This window comes from Sulfuricurvum sp., from assembly GCF_028710345.1.
GTDB lineage: Bacteria > Campylobacterota > Campylobacteria > Campylobacterales > Sulfurimonadaceae > Sulfuricurvum.
On the sequence record NZ_JAQTUH010000006.1, the window covers coordinates 77,870 to 94,342 of the forward strand.

Consider the following 16,473-nt stretch of genomic DNA (forward strand, 5'->3'; position numbering starts at 1 on the left):
CTCCTATAAGTTAATCTTCATATTGTACTCATTTTCGTTTAAAGGACATTGAGCCTATCGCCTTAGCACACACAACCGCCGAACTAAACGCCCACTGAAAGTTGTATCCCCCAAGCTCCCCCGTCACGTCCACCGTCTCGCCGATAAAATAGAGCCCATCGATTTTGGTGCACTCCATCGTAGAGGGGTTAATCTCGCCACACGCTACCCCGCCACGACACGCTTCGGCTTTAGAGAGACCAAACGTCCCCGAAGGTGCCATCGCGTAGTTACGAATCGTGAGCAATTTTTCAAACTCTTGCGGGTTTAATCGGTTGCACCCTTTATCCTCCAACCCTATCGCATCCAAAAACGCTTTCATGAACCGCTTGGGCAGAGGGATTGCCGTTGAGATAGCTTTTTTTTCATTTTTAAGTCTACTCACATCAAAATCGGGGACAAAATCAATCACTATCTCCCCTCTATGCCAATAAAGCGATGCAGAGAGGACGACGAGACCACTAATCCCTTTGTGAGCAAACAGCAAATCTTCATCGAGCGTTTTCCCAGCCACATGGATACGTGCTCTGCAACTGATTCCGCTGAGCTCTTTCATCCAGAACTCTTTGGGTTGCAGTGTGAGTCCCACCAAGGCGGGAGAAAACGGAACCGTTTGTATCCCATAACTTTGAGCGATTCTCAACCCGATGTCGCTCGAGCCTAACTCTTTGTAACTTGCTCCCCCTGTGGCTACTACGACACGAGAGGCTTGGAATCTCCCTTTATCGGTGGTGAGTATAAAAGGGTTTTGCCCCTCTAGGGAGAGGATTTTATGACCCAAAAGCAAATCGCATCCGTCTGCTTTTCCCATCAAAATGGAGATGATTTCATCGGAGCTTTTGGGACAAAAATAGTACCGCTCTTTTCGGATTACCGGACGCAATCCGCCGGAGCGAAAATAATCCAGAAGCTCACGTTGAGTAAAATTTGAAAGGGCTGATTTGATGAGCGTTTCATCCCCGAGATAGTGACTCTCATCGACCTCTACGTTGGTAAGGTTGCATTTTCCTCCACCACTGGCTTTGAGCTTTAATGCGGGGCGAGTGTTCCCCTCGATAAGTGCAACGCTAAGAGAGCTGTTTTGACGCAACTGCGCCGCACACATCAGCCCGCTTGCCCCCGCTCCTAGGATAATGACATCGTAGTGTTTCATTTAACGCTTTATTAATCGAAGGGCTAACCCTAGGCTGAGTAATGAAATCGCGATAATATGGTTCATCTCTAACGTGCGGTATCCCAAAAGCAGATGGATAATGACCAAAACGACCCCGATGTAGATGATTTTATTCCATGCCTTGACATTGGGGGTGATGATGAGCACCACTAAAGCCCCAAATCCGACCGCCAAAAAGAGGTGATTGAGAAACAACTCCCCTATATGTGCCAAAGAATAGTTGTGAGCAGCGATAAACAACACTAGATGCAACACCCCATACCCAATCGCAAAACCGCCGAGGAGTTTTTTAAACTCCACCAAATCAAAACGGATGTAGGTACGAAGAGGCTGTACCCAAAAAGCGAAGATGAGGAGCCATAACGCACTCAACCCTGAAATTTTCGAGAGATAATAGAGTTTACTATTTACGATGGGAAAATGGAAAGAGAAGAGTTTTTCCAACCACACAACCAGTGCATCAAACCATTCGATTCCTGTTCCATAGAGGAAGAAGAGGCTCATATAGGCTAAAGGGATTAAAGATAAAAGGACGATTATATATTTCATGTTGAAAGTGTATCAAAATCTCTCTTGGATATAATTACATTTAATTAACATTCCCTCAAGGTTTAAAATGTCCAAAAAACTCCACATCGTCTCTTTAGGCTGTACTAAAAATCTCGTTGATACCGAAGTGATGCTCGGACGACTCAAAGATTTCGAAATGACTGATGAGAGCGGTGAAGCCGATGTTATCATTGTCAATACCTGCGGGTTTATCGATGCGGCGAAACAAGAGTCGCTCAATACCATCTTTAACCTCGATGCGGGGCGCAAGAGCGAGTCGGTTCTCGTTATGGCGGGATGCCTCTCAGAGCGATACAAAGAGGAGCTTTCCCGTGAACTCAAAGAGGTCGATATTTTTACCGGTGTCGGCGATTACGATAAAATCGATGAGCTTTTGGCAGCGAAACAGAGCCGTTTTACCCCTGAAGTTTACCTCATCGACGGTGCCGAGCGGGTTGTAACAGGTTCATCCTATCACGCCTATGTCAAACTCTCAGAAGGGTGCAACCAAGTGTGCAGCTTCTGCGCCATCCCCTCGTTCAAAGGGAAACTCCACTCACGCGATTTGGAGAGTATTGCCCGTGAAGTGGAAAGTCTCGTTACCAAAGGGTTTTATGATTTTAGTTTCGTCTCCCAAGACTCCAGCTCCTATCTGCGCGATCAAAATATCTCTGATGGACTTATCCACCTCATCAAACGAGTTGAGCTAATCGAGGGGGTAAAAAGTGCCCGTATCCTCTATCTCTATCCCTCAACCACGACGTTAAAATTGATTAAAACCATCGGGGATTCGAGCGTTTTCCACAACTATTTCGATATGCCGATTCAACACATCAACGACGATATGCTCCGTATCATGAAGCGCGGATTCGGAAAAGCGAAAACGTTAGAACTCCTCAATGCGATGAAAGCGTTACCAAATGCGTTTATCCGCACCAGCTTCATCGTCGGTCATCCGCAAGAGAGCGATGCCATGTTCGAAGAGATGGCGGAGTTTGCGGAGAGTTTCGGATTTGATCGCCTCAATGTTTTTGGCTACTCCGATGAAGAGGGGACAAGTGCGCACGAGATGGAGGATAAAATCCCATCGAAAATCATCAATGCCCGTGCCAAAAAATTGGGGAAAATCGCTACGAAAATCGAAGTAGAGAGTCTCGCACAACTCGTAGGAACAGAAATTTCTCTCGTCATCGACGGTGAAAGTGACGAACATGAGTTTCTCCTCAGCGCACGTACACTGAATTGGGCACCCGATGTGGACGGTGAAATCTATGTCAATGACCGTGAAATAGAGGAAGAACTAACGTTTGGTAAAATCTACCGTGCCCGTATCACTGAGCTCTCAGGAACTCGCCCTCTGGCGACTATCACAGGTAATGCGTAATCTTCTCCATCTTGAACGCTTACGAGAGGGGAGAATCCTCCTCGCGTTTTCAGGAGGTGTTGATTCGACCACCCTTTTTCACCTTTTACTCGAAAACAAGATTGCTTTTGATATTGCTCACGTCAACTACCATACACGCCCCAGTAGTGACGAGGAAGCACTCAGTGCACAAAACCTCGCCCAAAGACACAATCTCCATTGCTATAACCACTCTTGCCGCTTGAGCGGAACCAATTTCGAACACCATGCCCGCGAAGAGCGTTATCGCTTTTTTGAGTATCTTATGGGTAAATACCACTATACCTACCTCCTCACTGCCCATCAACTCAATGACCGTGTGGAGTGGATGTTTATGCAACTCACACGAGGTGCAGGGCTTCCAGAGATGCTCGGTATCCGCTCACTCGATCATCGAGGAGAGATTACCATCCTCCGCCCCCTCCTCCAACACTCCCGCGAAGAGATAGAAGGGTATTTAGAGCAACACAACGTCAATGCCTTTATCGATGAGAGTAACTACGATGAGCGATACACCCGTAACCGCTTTCGCCACCGCTTTAGCACCCCTCTTATGCATGAGCATGCCGATGCAATTCGACGCAGTTTCGCCTACCTCGAAGAGGATAGTGATTTGTTGATCGATGAGATACATTTTGAAGAGTGTGAAGGATTTTTTTGGGGCAATAACAGCGATAATCTCCGCTCAACCATCTACGCTATTGATAGAGTATTAAAATCGATAGGGATTTTGATGAGTTCGCATGAAAAAGAGGAGTTGAAAAAAGAGAAATCGGCGATTATCTCTCGTCAATATTTTGTTATTATCGATGAAGCCTATACTTTTATCGCCCCTTACCATCGCGATGTCATCATGGATAAAGGGTTTCGGGAAGAGTGCCGCCGTCTCCGTATCGAGCCAAAACTTCGGGGATTCCTCTACGGTTCCCCCAAAGCGTACGCCATTATACGTCGATTAAAAGGGTCTCTAACACTTCCTCTATCCGACTGACTCCACGAATTTCGAGGACATTTTTTACCTCATCGGGAATATCAACCAAATCACGCTCATAGTTTTTTTGAGGAATCAACCCCAATTTCATCCCTGCACGGTGCGCGGCAATCAGTTTCTCTTTAAGTCCGCCGATAGGAAGGACATTTCCGGTCAATGATACCTCTCCCGTCATCGCGATATCAGCACGCACTTTTTTATTGGAGAGGATTGAAGCGATAACGGTAGACATCGCAATCCCCGCACTCGGACCATCTTTTGGGGTAGCACCATCTGGTACATGGAGATGGAGATCGAAACGTTTATACACCTCACTCGCTTCTACCACCACCTCGGTTTCACGTTCGGTGACACTGAGAGGGATAATAGAGTGATCAATAGTGAGTTTACCGGTATCAATCAATGTTTTAACCACTGAGAGGGCAATACGAGCCGATTCTTTCATCACATCGCCCAAACTACCGGTGAGCTGTAACACCCCTTTTCCGTTGATACGGATCGCTTCGATTTTGAGGACATCTCCCCCGACTGCCGTCCACGCCAGTCCATTAACCACACCTACACGATCAATATGATCGGTTTTTTCGATCTCAAATACCGTTTTTTCTAAAAACTCTTTGAGATTTTTCAGTGTCACGCTCACTTTTTGAGTGGAGGGATCTTCGAGAATCTTTTTAGCCGTTTTACGGACGATATCGGCGACACGACGGCGGAGGTTACGCACCCCCGCTTCACGGGTATGTTTTTCGATTACATCATACAATGCCGTTTTCGAAATCGAGAGCTCACTTGGTTTTAACCCATGTTTTTTAAGCTCTTGCGGGATGAGATACTGCTTGGCAATCTCATATTTCTCTTGCGGTGTATACGAGCTGACCGAGATGAACTCCATACGATCACGCAATGGTCCCGGAATTTGTCCTACATCATTCGCCGTTGCGATAAAAATCGCTTTGGAGAGATCGAGATTAAAGTTGAGATAATAATCTCTAAAATGGGTATTTTGTTCGGGATCGAGAATCTCTAACAACACGGCGGTTGGATCACCCCGATGCGATTTCGCCACTTTATCGATCTCATCGAGGACGATAATCGGATTCATCTTTTTCGCCTCAATCACCCCTTGCACAATACGTCCGGGCATTGCACCCACGTAGGTGCGTCGATGACCGCGAAGTTCATTCACATCCTCAAGTCCCCCCAGTGCAATACGAACCAGTGGACGTTTGAGCGCGGTAGCGATAGAGTTTGCCAACGAAGTTTTACCCACACCCGGAGGACCCGCGAAACAAAGAATCGCACCACGCCCCTCTTTATCCGCATGACCGCGAAGTTCGAGTAATTCACGAACCGAAAAATACTCCAAAATACGCTGTTTTGGTTTTTTAAGTGAAAAGTGATCTTTATTGAGCTGTGTTTCGACATCGTGTACATTGAGTGCTTTTTTAGACTCTTCCCCAAACGGAATCTCTAAAACGTATTCGAGGTAAGTTTGCAACATTCCTGCATCACCGCTATCGGGATGCATACGAGCAAATCGCTCTAATTGCTTATTGGTCTCTTTATACGCATCGGGGTGCATTTTATCTTTTTTGGCTTCGAGTTTTTTACGGAACTCTTCGATTTCTTCTTCTCGGTGGGTGTCGGTTCCCAACTCTTTTTGTATCTGTTTGAGCTGCTCTTTGAGAAAATACTCTTTATTCACTTTTTCGATACGGGTGTGCACTTTGGATCGAATCTCTTTTTGGAGCTTGTTCGCTTCAGTCTCTTCGATTAACTCATCGATCAACATCAAAAACCGTTTTTCGGGATCTCGCTCGATAAAGAGTTTATAAGCATTTTCCCGTTTCATTTTGATTGTACTGCAAATCAAATCGACGATTCGGTTATACTCATTATTGTCTTCGATAGTGCGGAGTAAATCGGGAGGGAAATAGTTACTCACTTGTGACAATGCACGCACTTTTTCACGCAATATTTCTAAAATTGCATCCATCTTTAACGGGTTTGCTTCTGTCGATTCTATAATATCGACCTGCGCACGGAGTGGATTATCATGGACCATTTTCTCAACATGACCACGTGCCAATCCTTGGAAAAGGACTTTAATACGACCATCAGGGAGAACCACTTTACGCATAATAGAGCCGATTACCCCTGCATCATAAACCGAATCGAGTTCACGTAAACCTTCATGCTCAGGCTTTACCGGACATACAATAACCAATGAATTATTCTCAATCGCTTCGGCAGCAGCTGCAATATTTTTTTCATCACTTAAAAAGAGTGGTGAAATCATAAACGGGTATAAAAACAGATCATCCTCAGCGATTACCGGTAAGGTAGTAGGGAATGAAGCATAATTACTAAGTTGCATGATAAAAAAATCCTTGATGATAAATTATAAACGTGATCTATTTACTCTTATTATCGTCCATCGAGATAACACTACGAGTTTGAGGAATCATAAATTCGTACCAGCTACTCGTGCCATCACCCTCAAACATTTTTCGATACCATGGAATATTTACAGGGACAACATCCGCCGAATCGATCCACGTCACCGGTGCAATAGCACGATAATACTGAGCACCCTTAGGCTTACCCAAACGATCATACAATTGGGCGATTTGTTCATTTAGTATCCCTTTACCTAACTGCAACTGCGTCTCCATTGTATTAAGCATTGGCAAATAGGTTGAATGAGGATAACTTGTTTTAAATGCCGCAGCGCTTTTTAACGTTTCATCAATCAACCCTTGATCTCGTCCCTGATTCGGAAGTGCTAAAAATTTTGCTTTTACTTTCAAAAATTCGGTATATTCTCGCCCTGCAGTTGTTGAATAACGGCGATTATACTCATCTAAAAAATGCTCAGCCAACAAATACTCATCGTATGCCATATGCGCTTGCGCCATAATCAACGTTGCTTCACCCAAAAGAGGAGAACTCACATGTTCACTTTGCAAAGAGCTAAAATAGCTATCCGCTTTCTCTAAATTACCGCTAGAGACTGCTGCAATCATTTTTTCATACCAATAATCGGCCGGTTTATTGTATTCATCAACTTCTTTACCACATCCACTCATAAAGAGTATCACTGTAATCGCTAATAATGCGCTTCGAACTATCGTCATCTAAAATCCATTTCCTATTAAAGTAGTGATAATTTTACCCTAAAGAGATTAATACTACATTGTTTGAGCGTATTTGTGTTAAAATCAACCTAATCACTACACCAGCACAGAGGCAATAATGCAATTTGATCTTAAGTTACCCCTACTCGGATTTGAATCCTTATCTACAATGGAGCTTCAAAAAATCGACGATATTTTTATGCGTTTAGAGAGTGTAGGTGATGGGCCATCATTTACCCTTATCAACCCTTATGCCCTACGTGAATATGCATTTGATATTCCCTCATCACTGCAAGCGTTAATGGAGATACACGACCAAAGCAATTTATTGGTTTACAATATCGTTATCTTAACGACCCCTATCGAAAATTCAACCATTAATTTTGTAGCTCCTCTTATTTTTAATACCGATAACAGCACAATGGCACAAATTATTATTGACAATCGTAATGATTTTAGTATTGCTGAACCGATTAAAAATTATCTCAAAGATTAATCCCATGAGTAAACCAACAATCACCCTTATCGGCAATGGTAAAATGGCTCTCTCTATCGCAAAAGGTTTATCTGCCACCTATGCTATTGAAGTAATCGGGAGAGATTTAGTAAAATTAGAGCAGTTTGAAGCAACTCTCAAAACTCCTATTATAAAAACTCTTTACTCCAACGCAACCATAGAGGGTAAAACAGTTATTCTCTGCGTTAAGCCGGCCAATCTTTCTGAAATTGCCCCTAAACTTGTAGGAAAACCAGACGTTCTTTATTCTGTACTTGCAGGAACTTCTCTAGAATCACTCAAGACTATCGATTCATTTAAATATTGTCGTGCTATGCCCAATCTTGCAGCGCAAAATGCCCTCTCTATGACAGCACTTGTCGGAGATGCAACACTACGTGATGAAGCGATAAAACTCTTCTCTTCGATAGGGATGACCTTATGGGTTGAGAGTGAAAAAGAGCTCGATATTGCTACGGCACTCAGTGGAAGTGGTCCCGCGTATCTAGCACTCGTTGCGGAAGCACTCTGTGATGGAGCAGTACGCGAAGGGCTCAAACGAGATGATGCAATGGTGTTGATGCGGGGACTCTTTAAAGGGTTTGGAGAGCTTGTCTCCACTACCCATCCTGCACTCCTCAAAGATAGTGTCATGAGCCCAGGAGGGACAACAGCAGCTGGATATGGAGCACTAGAAGATTCAAACGTCCGTAATGGATTTATGGAAGCTATACGACGCGCTTATGAGCGAGCAAAAGGGATGAAATAAAGAGTTTAATGCTCTTTTTTGGGGGTTACTTTTCCCTCATCTTCATCGCTCTTTACTTCTTCCAAATGATGTACTTTCATCGTAAAAGAGGATTTAATAAGATCGCCTTCTCTCTCAAAATGAATCGGGAAATCAACACCGATAATCCAATCGCTTTTATTTACTTTATCTAAAAAATTATAAAACGTTTGAGGGGAAGATATCTTTGCCGTTGCATTCACTTCATAGATTTTAAATGACCCATTTTGATCTGCCATATTTATTTCACTCACATAAAGGTCTTGAAACTCTTTTTTATAGTGACGGGTAAATTTTACAGGATCAAAAGATGATTTAAACCCTTTAATGGTCTTTTTATGACTCTCTTGAAGTTTTAGAAGTTTTTCATGAACGCTATCATAATGTTCTCGCGAAGCAATCAACATTTTCTCTTCTTTTTTATTTTCAAGACGGAGAGTTCTATACTCTTTCCCCTTTGGAATCAAAAAAAAGAAAGAAAAAACCAGCACTCCTACCAGCAACACAAACGAAAGTAAAATGAGATAAATAGTACGATGGTTTATAGCACTTTTCATTCTACCACCTCCAGTGCACTTTCATCTTCCAAATAATTTGTTGATACGAAGTTATACCATCCATTTGCTATTGGGTAAAAACTGGTATAAGTACGATGAAATATCGATCTCAGCGGAGCATGAAGCATAAATTCATACGTATCCTTGTTAGGGGTAACTCCGTATAAAATCAACGATTTTTCATCCAGTTCGGCACGATTAAGGGTGATTGTATCGGGGACTAAATCAAAAAGATTTCGGATACTCTCTTTAATTACCGAGTTATTGGTAGAAATTTCTTCCGATATTTTTACTTCGGATTCAATCGTATTTATCTCTTTACTCAATGCTCCGGTTGATTCTTCTAAATGTGTCATATTACTTGAGAAAGAGTCATGTTCCTCTTGAAAACGGGTTACTTTATAGGCTAAAAAGAAATAGGCAAGGAGAACCATTGCAATACTGACCATAAAGAAAAAGAGTGCTAAACGGAGCTCTCCACTGATGAGATGTTTACTTCTCGGAGTAATAAAACTGTACTTCACAGCCCCTCCTCTTCGAGAATTGCAAGGGCATTAATCCCCTCGCATACATTAACCCGACGGATTAACACATTCAAAAAAAGCTCTTCTTCCAAATAACGTTTGAGTTCATCTCCTCCATTATCCCCATCTGCAATACAAACTGTTTCAATAAATCGATTTTGACACTCATCACTGAGATAAAAACGGTGCAGCAGTGTTTGTATAAATTCAAAACGCTGATATTCTGCACTTGAAGCATCAAGATTACTTTTAATCGCGTCAATATTACGCTCTTTTTCAATCCGAAGTTCTTCAGGTGTTAAAACGTCTTCGCTAAATTCACTCACCTCATCCAACGAGTCAAGATCGGCAATATCGCTCAAAGAATCCAAATCATCCAAGAGATCAAGATCTTCGAGATCTTCAATATCATCGAGATTAATCGAGTTATCATCGAGATGTTCATCAGGGATAGCGTGAGAAAATTCCATCGAGGAGTCTGATTCGCCTGAAACGCTGAGAAGATTACTGTGTGCAGTAGTAAAGTAGTGCCCGTATTCTAATTTTCCGTTATCAAAAATGGCAACACAAAAAAAATCTTCCATTCCAAAAGCATAAAGAGCCAACGTAGTTTTAATTTTATCGGCAAAATAGTGCTCAATCATCGAAAAAGGGGAAAATACAAAATCGAGACCTACACTTGAGTAATGGTGGCGAAGCTGATAAAGCTCATCGTAAGAAGCGTATTGTGTCCACTCATTTTGGCGACATAATATTTGGATACCGACAATATCTTCATGATGAAGCGGTACAAGCTTGGAACAACCGGCATACGCACCTTGATTGGGGAGAAGATTAAGAGTACTGATATAAAAATAGGGAGAGGCATCCACCATCTCCTCGATATATTTATTCATGGCATTAGATGGGGAAGTTCCCTCAAAATGGCGCTGTTCTTTAAACAGAACTTTTTTATTTTTGGTCACCATACATAAAACATCATACCCGTTATCTTTAGAGACAATGGCAACAAATATTTTTTTAAATAGTCGTTCCAGCACTAAGACCCTTTCGATGTTTTACACAATGGATGCGATTGTAAATAATTTTCCATCTTGAGCGCATTTCCCAATTTTGTGTATATCTGTGTTGTTGCCATACTTTTGTGACCGAGCAATTCACTCACATCAGAAATTCGTGCTCCATGATTTAACAGCTCCGTTGCGTACGCGTGTCTAAGCTGATGAGGGGTCACTTTCAGTCCATGATGTGCAAATGCCTTGGTAAGGATATATCTTAGACTATTTTCGCTTAATTTTTCTCCTCCCTCCTCAAAAACATACTCTTTTGTAGGAAAAATGGTCTGGTATTCCTGCATCATTGTATGCACCTCAGGGAGGATGGGAATATCACGTTCCTTGGAACCTTTTCCTAAAACTCGGCACCATCTCTCGTTAACATCGGAGCGTTTTAAGTGAGAAAGTTCTGAAATACGAAGCCCCATCGTATAAAGCAATGTAATCACTAATTTTTCTATTGGCTCTGCCGTGGAGAGTACTTGCACTATATGGAGATGGGATACAGGTTTTGGTAACGATTTGGGAACTTTAATACTCTCATCACCACGCAAGAGTAGATTATGTTTTTCTGATTTCAAGTATTTAACAAAGCTTCTTATAGCACTCAGTTTTGCCGAAATTGTTTTGGGTTTTAAAGAGGCAATTTCTAGACGTAACGGCATCAGATTAATCGTAATCACGCCATCTTCTTCAACAGTCTCAGCCTTATTAATCATCTCTTCCAATGCATGAGCGTAACTTCTAATACTTAATAGCGAATACCCCTGCATCCCTTCACACTGCTTTAAAAACTCCTCTTTAAAACGGTGAAGTTTTTCTTTAATCACAACGGATGCTCCATGAGTGCATCGTATAAAATTTTCTTTGCCTCTTCGATCTCCAACCCCGTAAGATCAATCGGCTCGGAGGCATAAAAATCTAACGTTCCAAAGGGTTTTGGAACTACGAACCTGTCCCAACTGGAGAGCTGCCAGTAACGACTCGGTTGACAGTGAACTGCAATCACTTTTGTTTGACGTTTTTGGGCTAGCACCACAACTCCGTCACTAACGCTGTATCGAGGCCCCTTGGGTCCATCGGGGGTAATCCCGATATCATACCCCTCGTCGAGAGCTTTTAATCCTTGAATCAGCACCTTTGCACCGCCACGCGTAGAGGAGCCGTAAATACTCTCTAACCCAAAAAATTTAATGACACCGGCGATAATCTGCCCATCGAAATGTTCACTAATAATGACTTTGGCTTTTGGAATAGAGCGAAAATGGTAATAGAGATAAGGTTGCATGAGTAAACTTCCATGCCAAGAGGCAAAAATAACCGGCTCGTTTGGAATAGTAGAGGGGAGATGAAACCGTTTTTTAGAAGTAGCGTAAATTAAACGGATGAGAAGTGAACCGATTAGAGGAAGACTCCACAGCGAAAACGCCCTAAGAAAACGTTTACGCAATGATCTCTCCGTGTGCGACGGTACGATTAACCTCCCCGATCTTCACACGAGCAATTTGCCCTAGCAACTCTTCACTCCCTTTAACCTTTACCATAATGTTGTTATCACTACGCCCTGCTACATATCCATCACTGCGTAACTCTTCGAAATAGACTTCAACTATCTGTCCCATTCGAACCTCTTTGAGCTCATCCAAAATCTCATCGTGGCGTGACTGGAGAATATGCAATCTCTCTGAGCCTACTTCCGAATCAACCTCTTCCATTTTTTCTGCTTCGGTCATTGGACGAGGAGAGTATTTAAAACTAAATACCTGCTCAAAACGCACCTTGTTGAGGACATCCATCGTATCGGCAAAATCCTCTTCACTCTCACCGGGAAAAGCGACGATAATATCGGTACTGATATTGACATCCGGTGCCATCTCGCGAAGCTTCGCCGCACGGTTTAAAAACCACTCTTTGGTATATCCCCGTTTCATCGCTTTTAAAATAGCATTAGAGCCACTTTGGAGTGGCATGTGCATTGATTTACAGATTTTTGGATTTCGGGCGAACTCTTCGAGAAACTCATCATCCATATGGAGCGGATGAGGAGAGGTAAATCGGATACGCTCCAGATCCTCTATCGCACTCACACGACGTAAAAGCTCCGTAAAGTTTACCTTCTCATGTTCTCCTGAGAATCTGCGACCGTAATTATTAACATTTTGTCCGAGTAAAAAAACTTCACGAGCACCACTTTCCACCGCGCGACGCACTTCCGTTAAAATCAAATCGGTCGGAATCGATATCTCATCGCCACGTGTTTTTGGGACAATACAAAAGGTACACTGCTTATCACACCCGATGGAGATGTTAATATACGCTTTATAAGGGCTAGAGCGAAAATCTTTAAAGGCAAACTGCGACTCATCATAATTAATCTCAATCTCTACCGCTTTATCTTTATGGATAATCTCACCGATTTTAGAGACATTACGAGCCCCGAGAACGAAATTGACATAGGGTGCTTTCTTAATGATTTCGTTGCCGAGATGAGAGGCGGTGCATCCGCATACACCGATTTTTGCATCCGCTTTTTTGAGTTTATTAAAAACACCCAATTCGGAGAAAAGCTTATGAACCGGCTTTTCACGTACCGAACAGGTATTAATCAAAATCAAATCGGCTACGCTCGCATCATCGGTGAGGACATATCCTTCGCGTGCATTGAGCTCCGCAATCATATGCTCAGAATCACGATTGTTCATCGCGCATCCGAGCGTCTCAATAAAAAGTTTTTTGGACATTTAAGTTACCTTATTCCTTAAAAGACGACTACCGTCATCCTCGGGCTTGACCCGGGGATCCATCCCCAAAATTCAAAGCTGGATTCCCGCCTACGCGGGAATGACGAAAATAAAGATTGTTATTAGAGAATATGCACTTCGTACATATATTCATTCGCAGAGAGTCCAAATTTTACTTCACGCATATAGAAGCTTTTCCCTTCATTTTCAAAATGCTCTTGCAATGCCAAAAGATCTTTGTGTGAATTTTCACGATCGAAATAGAGGATCAACGAATTGGTTTTTTCTACCATCTCCGTGATTTTTTTCAAATCAATTTTTTTTGGTTTTGCATCTTGTTCAGTACGTGCGACTTTTAATTCCATGATTGTTCCCTTACAATAGAGTTTCTTTAAGTTATGGGGATTATAGCGATGAATGAATAAATATCCTATTAAGCGTTTTTTTTGTATAATACTTACCCTTCATAAAAAAGCTTTCCCATAACGACACTTTATTTTTTTATGATCAACCCTAGTGAGGATACACCTATGGAAAATATGTTAGATATTATCGACTCTATCGCCAGTGAAAAAGGTCTCAGCCGTGAGAACGTTACCGAAGCGATCAAAACCTCTTTTGTTCAAACAGCTAAACGTATTATCAACCCTACTTTTGCTTTTGAAGCCGATGTTGATGAGCGTACCAAACAAGTAAAACTTCGACAAGTGATCACTGTTATCGCTGATGGTGCAGAAGAATTAGAGAGTGATTCTGCGGGTGCATACATGTCTATTAGCGCGGCTAAAGAGATTGATGATGAAGCTGAAATTGGCGATCAACTCCAAATGGAACATGAACTTGAAACGTATGGTCGCAGTGCATTTGCAACACTCCACCGTGAAATCGAATTTCATATTCAACGCCTTGTTGAAAACGAACTCTACGACAAATACAAAAACAAAATTAATACCATCGTATCGGGTCGTGTTACCCGCGTCGACAACGACCAAAACACCACCATCGAAATTGATGAGATTCGTGCGATACTCCCTATGAAAAGTCGTATCAAAGGTGAAAAATTTAAAGTCGGCGATGTTGTCAGTGCTCTAGTACGCCGTGTTAACGTTGATAAGGTAACCGGAATCTCTATGGAGCTTTCCCGTACTGCTCCGAAATTTCTTGAAGAGCTTCTCGCACTCGAAGTTCCTGAGATTAAAGACGGTATCGTTATTGTCGAAAAATGTGCCCGTATCCCAGGGGAACGTGCCAAAATCGCCCTCTATACCAACCGTCCTCAAATCGATCCAATCGGTGCAACCGTCGGAGTACGGGGAGTCCGTATTAATGCGGTGAGCGAAGAGCTGTGCGGTGAAAATATCGACTGTGTCGAGTACAGTGCTTCCCCTGAATTGTTTATCTCTCGTGCCATGAGCCCTGCAATCATTAGTGCGGTTAGTGTTAGCGAAGATGCAAATGGGGATAAAAAAGCAGTTGTAACCCTCCCAAGCGATCAAAAATCCAAAGCTATCGGTAAAAGCGGTATCAATATCCGCCTTGCATCCATGCTTACAGGATACACCATTGAGCTTAATGAAGTGGGTGGAACGGTAACGGGTGAGAGAGCCGAAGAGAAAAAAGAGGGGATTGGTTCTCTCGAAGCACTTTTTGGGAATTAGTATATTAGATAAAGTCCGTCATTCCCGCGAAGGCGGGAATCCAGCTTTAAAAAAGAATACTTTCATATAAATCTTTCCATTCAGGATTAAACTCTTCTATAATTCTCAATTTCCAATGACGATTCCATTTTTTGATTGCTTTTTCTCTTGATATTGCTATTTCCATACTCTCATGTAATTCGTACCATACAAGTATTCCAACATCATATTTATCACTAAACCCTTGAGCTAAATGATTTTTATGCTCATATATACGTTTTGATAAATTTGAAGTTACACCAAGATAAAGTGTTCCATTAGGTTGTGATGCTAGGATATAAACAGCAGACTGTTTCATGAAATTCCTTAAGCTGGATTCCCGCCTTCGCGGGAATGACGAAAATTACCTTTTCACAAACGGATTCAACTTCAATAACACCGCATCCGCAATCTGATTACCAATCAACGTCAAAAATGCAGACATCATCAAGATTCCCATAATGACCGGATAATCCCGACCCATAGCTGATAGATAAAAGAGCTGTCCCATCCCCTCTATCCCAAAAATAGACTCCAATATCACCGAACCGCCGATAAGTCCCGGTAACGACAATCCCAGCATCGTCACAATAGGAGGGAGAAGATTAGGCAATATGTATCGACGTATAATCCATTTTTCCTCTATTCCCCGCGCACGTGCAAAATAGATATAGTCGCTTTTGAGTATTTCAAGTGTTAAAGAGCGTATATAAAGAGCCAAACTTCCTATGCCAACAAAGACCATTACAGCGATTGGCAACATCAAATGCCATAACATATCCCAATAATATCCTAACCCCTCTGGTGGTTCAAGAGAGTGCAATCCACTGATAGGAAACCACCCCAAGGTCACACTAAAACCCATCATCAACACTAATGCGAGATAGTATGAGGGCATTGCAAAACTGATAAGGGAGAATTGTGACAGGATAACGTCTTTTTTCTTTTCATACGAGAGGGCAGAGCTTATCCCCATCCATAGGGAAAGGAGAAACGTAAATACCAACGCAATCATATTCATCCACAGTGTTACTGGAAGCCTATCAGCTATCACATCTCTCACTTCCTGACCACTCACAAAAGAGATACCAAAATCGAGTTTTACTAGATTAATCATCCAACTGGTGTATTGCTCCCAAAGAGGTTTATCGAGTCCATAAATCGCTTTGAGATGGGCAATATTTTCAGGAGTCATATTGGGGTTCAGTTCAGAGCCCATAAAGCTATTTGGAGCGGCATGCATCGCACCAAAAGAGATCAGCGAAATCAGAACAAGCATTAAAACAGTATAGGCTAAAGATCGGAGTAAATAGTTCATAAAGTGATTATAACGGATGGATAAGAA

Annotated in this window: 18 protein-coding genes; 5 read left to right on the forward strand and 13 right to left on the reverse strand. The window is 42.3% G+C overall.

Features of this window, described 5'->3' with window-relative positions:
- Positions 1-28: 28 nt before the first annotated feature.
- Positions 29-1,192, reverse strand: a complete 1,164-nt coding sequence (locus PHC76_RS09185) for an aminoacetone oxidase family FAD-binding enzyme (RefSeq protein ID WP_299969683.1) — start codon at positions 1,190-1,192, stop codon at positions 29-31.
- Positions 1,193-1,762, reverse strand: coding sequence for a hypothetical protein (locus tag PHC76_RS09190; RefSeq protein ID WP_299969680.1), 570 nt, complete (start codon positions 1,760-1,762; stop codon positions 1,193-1,195).
- 67 nt (positions 1,763-1,829) lie between these two features.
- Between PHC76_RS09190 and rimO the strand changes: the two genes are divergently transcribed.
- A complete protein-coding gene (rimO, locus tag PHC76_RS09195) occupies positions 1,830-3,146 on the forward strand; it encodes a 30S ribosomal protein S12 methylthiotransferase RimO (RefSeq protein ID WP_299969678.1) in 1,317 nt (438 codons plus the stop codon).
- Positions 3,139-4,155 carry a tRNA lysidine(34) synthetase TilS gene (gene tilS / locus PHC76_RS09200; RefSeq protein WP_299969676.1) on the forward strand — a complete coding sequence of 339 codons (1,017 nt, stop codon included), beginning with the start codon at positions 3,139-3,141 and terminating at the stop codon, positions 4,153-4,155. The genes rimO and tilS overlap by 8 nt, the downstream gene beginning before the upstream one ends.
- On the opposite strand, the gene lon is transcribed toward tilS, so the two are convergent.
- Together lon and bamD are read right to left on the reverse strand one after the other, a co-directional pair.
- On the reverse strand, positions 4,109-6,532 hold the full coding sequence (gene lon, locus PHC76_RS09205; protein WP_299969673.1) for an endopeptidase La: 2,424 nt from the start codon (positions 6,530-6,532) through the stop codon (positions 4,109-4,111). The two genes, tilS and lon, sit on opposite strands and share 47 nt — an antisense overlap.
- A 37-nt stretch (positions 6,533-6,569) precedes the next feature.
- Positions 6,570-7,292, reverse strand: coding sequence for an outer membrane protein assembly factor BamD (gene bamD, locus PHC76_RS09210; RefSeq protein ID WP_299969671.1), 723 nt, complete (start codon positions 7,290-7,292; stop codon positions 6,570-6,572).
- Positions 7,293-7,410: 118 nt separating this feature from the next.
- On the opposite strand from bamD, the gene fliW reads away from it, so the two are divergent.
- Together fliW and PHC76_RS09220 are read left to right on the forward strand one after the other, a co-directional pair.
- Entirely contained in the window at positions 7,411-7,788 is a 378-nt protein-coding gene (fliW, locus tag PHC76_RS09215) for a flagellar assembly protein FliW (protein WP_299969669.1), read from the forward strand.
- 4 nt (positions 7,789-7,792) lie between these two features.
- Positions 7,793-8,557 (forward strand): pyrroline-5-carboxylate reductase, encoded by a 765-nt coding sequence (locus PHC76_RS09220; RefSeq protein ID WP_299969667.1) that lies wholly within the window; start codon positions 7,793-7,795, stop codon positions 8,555-8,557.
- A gap of 5 nt (positions 8,558-8,562) precedes the next feature.
- On the opposite strand, the gene PHC76_RS09225 is transcribed toward PHC76_RS09220, so the two are convergent.
- From PHC76_RS09225 to PHC76_RS09255, 7 genes are all read right to left on the reverse strand, one after another.
- Positions 8,563-9,132, reverse strand: a complete 570-nt coding sequence (locus PHC76_RS09225; RefSeq protein WP_299969665.1) for a hypothetical protein — start codon at positions 9,130-9,132, stop codon at positions 8,563-8,565.
- Positions 9,129-9,656 carry a hypothetical protein gene (locus tag PHC76_RS09230; protein ID WP_299969662.1) on the reverse strand — a complete coding sequence of 176 codons (528 nt, stop codon included), beginning with the start codon at positions 9,654-9,656 and terminating at the stop codon, positions 9,129-9,131. Before PHC76_RS09230 ends, PHC76_RS09225 begins: the two co-directional genes overlap by 4 nt.
- On the reverse strand, positions 9,653-10,696 hold the full coding sequence (locus PHC76_RS09235; protein WP_299969659.1) for a hypothetical protein: 1,044 nt from the start codon (positions 10,694-10,696) through the stop codon (positions 9,653-9,655). The genes PHC76_RS09230 and PHC76_RS09235 overlap by 4 nt, the downstream gene beginning before the upstream one ends.
- Positions 10,696-11,541, reverse strand: a complete 846-nt coding sequence (locus PHC76_RS09240; RefSeq protein WP_366519960.1) for a tyrosine-type recombinase/integrase — start codon at positions 11,539-11,541, stop codon at positions 10,696-10,698. Before PHC76_RS09240 ends, PHC76_RS09235 begins: the two co-directional genes overlap by 1 nt.
- The gene (locus tag PHC76_RS09245; protein ID WP_299969656.1) at positions 11,538-12,161 is read right to left on the reverse strand and encodes a lysophospholipid acyltransferase family protein; all 624 of its coding nucleotides are present in this window, start codon (positions 12,159-12,161) and stop codon (positions 11,538-11,540) included. The genes PHC76_RS09240 and PHC76_RS09245 overlap by 4 nt, the downstream gene beginning before the upstream one ends.
- Entirely contained in the window at positions 12,154-13,452 is a 1,299-nt protein-coding gene (gene miaB, locus PHC76_RS09250; protein WP_299969653.1) for a tRNA (N6-isopentenyl adenosine(37)-C2)-methylthiotransferase MiaB, read from the reverse strand. Before miaB ends, PHC76_RS09245 begins: the two co-directional genes overlap by 8 nt.
- 122 nt (positions 13,453-13,574) lie before the next feature.
- Positions 13,575-13,817 (reverse strand): HP0268 family nuclease, encoded by a 243-nt coding sequence (locus PHC76_RS09255; RefSeq protein WP_299969633.1) that lies wholly within the window; start codon positions 13,815-13,817, stop codon positions 13,575-13,577.
- 165 nt (positions 13,818-13,982) lie between these two features.
- On the opposite strand from PHC76_RS09255, the gene nusA reads away from it, so the two are divergent.
- A complete protein-coding gene (gene nusA / locus PHC76_RS09260; protein ID WP_299969631.1) occupies positions 13,983-15,110 on the forward strand; it encodes a transcription termination factor NusA in 1,128 nt (375 codons plus the stop codon).
- Between the two features lie 46 nt (positions 15,111-15,156).
- Here nusA and PHC76_RS09265 read toward each other — a convergent pair whose 3' ends face one another.
- Positions 15,157-15,447 carry a GIY-YIG nuclease family protein gene (locus PHC76_RS09265; protein WP_299969629.1) on the reverse strand — a complete coding sequence of 97 codons (291 nt, stop codon included), beginning with the start codon at positions 15,445-15,447 and terminating at the stop codon, positions 15,157-15,159.
- A gap of 45 nt (positions 15,448-15,492) precedes the next feature.
- A complete protein-coding gene (locus PHC76_RS09270; RefSeq protein ID WP_299969627.1) occupies positions 15,493-16,446 on the reverse strand; it encodes an ABC transporter permease in 954 nt (317 codons plus the stop codon).
- Between the last annotated feature and the right edge of the window lie 27 nt (positions 16,447-16,473).

Excerpts from the sequence above, each read along its gene's own strand:
- PHC76_RS09185 (WP_299969683.1), bottom strand. The coding sequence starts at position 1,192 with ATGAAACACTACGATGTCATTATCCTAGGAGCGGGGGCAAGCGGGCTG.
- PHC76_RS09190 (WP_299969680.1), bottom strand. The coding sequence starts at position 1,762 with ATGAAATATATAATCGTCCTTTTATCTTTAATCCCTTTAGCCTATATG.
- rimO (WP_299969678.1), top strand. The coding sequence starts at position 1,830 with ATGTCCAAAAAACTCCACATCGTCTCTTTAGGCTGTACTAAAAATCTC.
- tilS (WP_299969676.1), top strand. The coding sequence starts at position 3,139 with ATGCGTAATCTTCTCCATCTTGAACGCTTACGAGAGGGGAGAATCCTC.
- lon (WP_299969673.1), bottom strand. The coding sequence starts at position 6,532 with ATGCAACTTAGTAATTATGCTTCATTCCCTACTACCTTACCGGTAATC.
- bamD (WP_299969671.1), bottom strand. The coding sequence starts at position 7,292 with ATGACGATAGTTCGAAGCGCATTATTAGCGATTACAGTGATACTCTTT.
- fliW (WP_299969669.1), top strand. The coding sequence starts at position 7,411 with ATGCAATTTGATCTTAAGTTACCCCTACTCGGATTTGAATCCTTATCT.
- PHC76_RS09220 (WP_299969667.1), top strand. The coding sequence starts at position 7,793 with ATGAGTAAACCAACAATCACCCTTATCGGCAATGGTAAAATGGCTCTC.
- PHC76_RS09225 (WP_299969665.1), bottom strand. The coding sequence starts at position 9,132 with ATGAAAAGTGCTATAAACCATCGTACTATTTATCTCATTTTACTTTCG.
- miaB (WP_299969653.1), bottom strand. The coding sequence starts at position 13,452 with ATGTCCAAAAAACTTTTTATTGAGACGCTCGGATGCGCGATGAACAAT.
- PHC76_RS09255 (WP_299969633.1), bottom strand. The coding sequence starts at position 13,817 with ATGGAATTAAAAGTCGCACGTACTGAACAAGATGCAAAACCAAAAAAA.
- nusA (WP_299969631.1), top strand. The coding sequence starts at position 13,983 with ATGGAAAATATGTTAGATATTATCGACTCTATCGCCAGTGAAAAAGGT.
- PHC76_RS09265 (WP_299969629.1), bottom strand. The coding sequence starts at position 15,447 with ATGAAACAGTCTGCTGTTTATATCCTAGCATCACAACCTAATGGAACA.
- PHC76_RS09270 (WP_299969627.1), bottom strand. The coding sequence starts at position 16,446 with ATGAACTATTTACTCCGATCTTTAGCCTATACTGTTTTAATGCTTGTT.